Origin of the sequence: Streptococcus mitis, assembly GCF_003942965.1 — a bacterium.
GTDB classification, from domain to species: Bacteria; Bacillota; Bacilli; order Lactobacillales; family Streptococcaceae; genus Streptococcus; species Streptococcus mitis_BH.
Genome location: NZ_RJOG01000052.1, coordinates 1 through 3,218, shown reverse-complemented (window position 1 = coordinate 3,218; position 3,218 = coordinate 1). Strand labels below are relative to the sequence as shown.

Annotated in this window: 4 protein-coding genes; all 4 read left to right on the top strand. The window is 32.0% G+C overall.

Translation table 11 applies throughout. From position 1 onward, the window contains the following. A partial coding sequence (locus D8837_RS09075; protein ID WP_142999004.1) for an EpsG family protein occupies positions 1 to 780 on the top strand: 780 nt, incomplete at its 5' end. A gap of 16 nt (positions 781 to 796) precedes the next feature. Beyond that, a complete protein-coding gene (locus D8837_RS09070) occupies positions 797 to 1,630 on the top strand; it encodes a glycosyltransferase (protein ID WP_125456854.1) in 834 nt (277 codons plus the stop codon). Continuing rightward, positions 1,627 to 2,025: a glycerol-3-phosphate cytidylyltransferase gene (tagD, locus tag D8837_RS09065; RefSeq protein WP_125456853.1), complete on the top strand. Its 399-nt coding sequence runs from the start codon at positions 1,627 to 1,629 to the stop codon at positions 2,023 to 2,025. Before D8837_RS09070 ends, tagD begins: the two co-directional genes overlap by 4 nt. A 1-nt stretch (position 2,026) precedes the next feature. After that, positions 2,027 to 3,106: a glycosyltransferase gene (locus D8837_RS09060; protein WP_125456852.1), complete on the top strand. Its 1,080-nt coding sequence runs from the start codon at positions 2,027 to 2,029 to the stop codon at positions 3,104 to 3,106. The last annotated feature ends 112 nt before the right edge of the window (positions 3,107 to 3,218 follow it).

Here is a 3,218-nt window from a genome sequence, read left to right as displayed (position 1 = left end):
ACCTTATTTTCCTGGTTTTTTGTTCTTTATAAGCATTCTAAAAATGTTTACATGAGTTTACTTATTTACTTCAGCTCGTTAGGACTCTTTTTTTATTCTTTATCAAATATCAGACAAGGTCTGGCGATTGCTTTAAGTTTTTTAGGATTTCACTACTTAGTAAAAAACAAGAAGGTTTTAGCATCGATATTTATCCTACTAACTCCCTTATTTCATACATCTGGTATCGTCTGTTTCTTATTTTTCCCCCTAAAAAAAATCGTTTTAAATAAAAGAACATACCAATTTGTGTTCATTTTATTTCTTATCATCTTTCCTTTTATCAAACAAATTGCCACTACCTTTATTTCTTTCTTTTCTCAGTATACTTCCTATCTGGAATCATCATGGTTTTTGGAAAGCAATAAATGGGCACCAATATTTTTAACAATTTGGTATGGTATAGTTCTGGTCTTTGGAGAAGTAGTGATTAGAAAGAAAAAATTATCGACTGAAGAAGAATATATAAGAAGTCTGTTCTTTATCTCCTTTTTACTTACCGCGTCAACTTTGCAAACAAGCCTTTTTGGTAGATTCGCACACTACTTTACCCCCTTTATTTGCCTATATATCCCCATGATTTTATCTAAAATAGGTGACAAAAAAGTTCAGTGGATTTTATTTTATTTGGTAATATTGGTTTATGCTTCAATCTTTCTGGTCATTGTTTATTTTAAAGTTGACTGGTACCATGTCGTTCCCTACCGTTCAGTTATTGTAGATTGGTTAATTGGGAATTAGGTTTAGGGGTTATAAAATGAAATTTTCAGTTTTAACTACAGTATATAAAAAAGAAACTCCTAGAAATTTAAGGAAAAGTTTGCTAAGCTCTTATCATCAGACCATTAAACCAACAGAAATCATTTTAGTTTGTGATGGTGTATTGACAGAAGAGCTAGATAGAGAAATCGAAAAGTTGCAGAGAGAAATCCCGATTTTAAAGGTTTTCTATTTACCTAAAAACCTAGGTTCTGGACCAGCTTCCCTCTTTGGAGTTAATCAATGTCAAACAGAATTCATTGCAAGAATGGACAGTGATGATTATTCTCTAGAAACAAGATTTGAGAAACAATTAGCTGCCTTTGAAAAAAATCCCAACCTCATTATGGTTGGTTCCAATATCCTAGAAAAAAATACAGAGTTTACCGCTTTAAAGAAAGTACCAGAAACTACAGCCGAAATTCGTCAATATTCGAAAATGAGAAATCCCTTTAATAATCCATCGAGTATGATGAAAAAAGAGTATATCTTGAAGGCTGGTAATTATCGTAAATTTCGTTACTTAGAGGATTATGATCTCACAATGAGACTATTACACGACAATCCAACTAAGGATTTTTTAAACCTCCAAGAACCTTTAGTAGTCATGCAGACAAATGATTCCAGTTACCTACGTAGAGGAGGTTTCTTGTACGTGAAAACAGACTTTGTTCTTCAATTAGATTTTTACCGTAGAGGAGATATTAGTTTAATAGAATTTGTTAGAAATATTTTCCTTCGTAATGCAATTCGAATTCTTCCGAATTCAATTAGGAAATGGGTCTATAAGAAAAAAATGAGAGAAGATGTAGAGGTGGTTAAGAAGATATGAAGAGGGTCATTACATATNGAACATTTGATTTATTGCATTACGGTCATATTAATCTTTTAAAAAGGGCAAAAGCTTTGGGAGATTATCTCATTGTCGGGCTTTCTACCAATGAATTTAATAGACTAGAAAAAAATAAAGAATGTTATTTTGATTACGAAGAAAGAAAATCTCTATTAGAGGCTATCAGATATGTGGATCTCGTCATACCAGAAGAAAATTGGGATCAAAAAACCTCAGACATAGAAAAGTATCATGCTGATGTGTTTGTCATTGGAGATGATTGGCAGGGAAAATTTGATTATTTAAGTGATTTGGGAATAGAGGTTGTTTACCTATCACGAACAAAAGAAATTTCAACTTCTAAGATAAAGAATGATTTGAATCAAGGAAACTAGGATGAAATATCAGGTCTTACATGTAACAGGTGGTGTAAGGAATACCATGAGTGGGGTACAAAGTTTTATCAAAAATCATATCCCAAATAATGATCAAGAGTTTGAATATATGGTTGGAGAGTCAAATGGAGAGGCTCATTTCCCATTTAATCAATACCTAGATGAAAAAGAAATCAAACGCATTGTTTTTCCTTGCCTAAAGATTTCTAAACTATTTGCCTATGCGAGAGAGTGCCGACAATTTTATGAAAATAATAAAATTGACATTCTACATGTTCATAATCCTATAACCGCTTTTATACATAATTACTATGCTCGAAAAAATGGTGTTCCAGTTAGGATTTACCACAACCATAGTAGCCAATTTTCAGACACTTGGTTAAAAAGTATTCGCAATCAATTTTTGGTCTTTTTAGCTTTGAAAAATGCGACCCATCGTATCTCTTGTGGTCAATTAGCTGGATTGAAGATATTTGGAAAAAAAGAATTTCAAATCCTTCCAAATGCAATTGACATCAACAAGTATCGGTTTTCTCCAACTTTTCGAGAAGAAATTCGCAAAGAGTTTCATATAGCTGAACATCAAAAAGTAGTTGGGATGATTGGTATTTTAAATCCTTTCAAAAATCAGAATTTTTTGATTGAAATTGCTAAAGAATTGCCTGATGTTACTTTTTTCTTTGTTGGTGAAGGGCCAGATCGTACCGTTTTAGAAGAAAAAAGTAAGAAATTGAAGAATATCATCTTCACAGGAAAAAGAGAAGATGTTCATAAATTTTATTCAGCCTTTGATATTTTTGCCTTTCCTTCTTTGTATGAAGGTTTCCCAATTGTACTGGTAGAAGCTCAATGTTCTGGAGTCAATATTATCATGAATGAAACAATTGATCCAACAACTCAGATTGTTGATGAACTTTGTACAGCTATGCCACTAGATAAGGCCAAATGGGTAAACTATATCGAAAAGATGCCTTTCAAGGAGAAGCAACGACAGCTGAATGAACACCTAAAGCGGTTTGACATTGAAGAAAATGTTCAAAATTTAAAAGAAATTTATAAGCAAGGTTTAAAAAGAGAATGATCAACTATTTAAAACCCTTACTTTTTAAAGTAAGTGATTTTACTTATAAAATAAATAAAATGATTCCCAAGAAAAAAAACAGAATTGTTCTCTATTCTAATTGGGGGTTTAG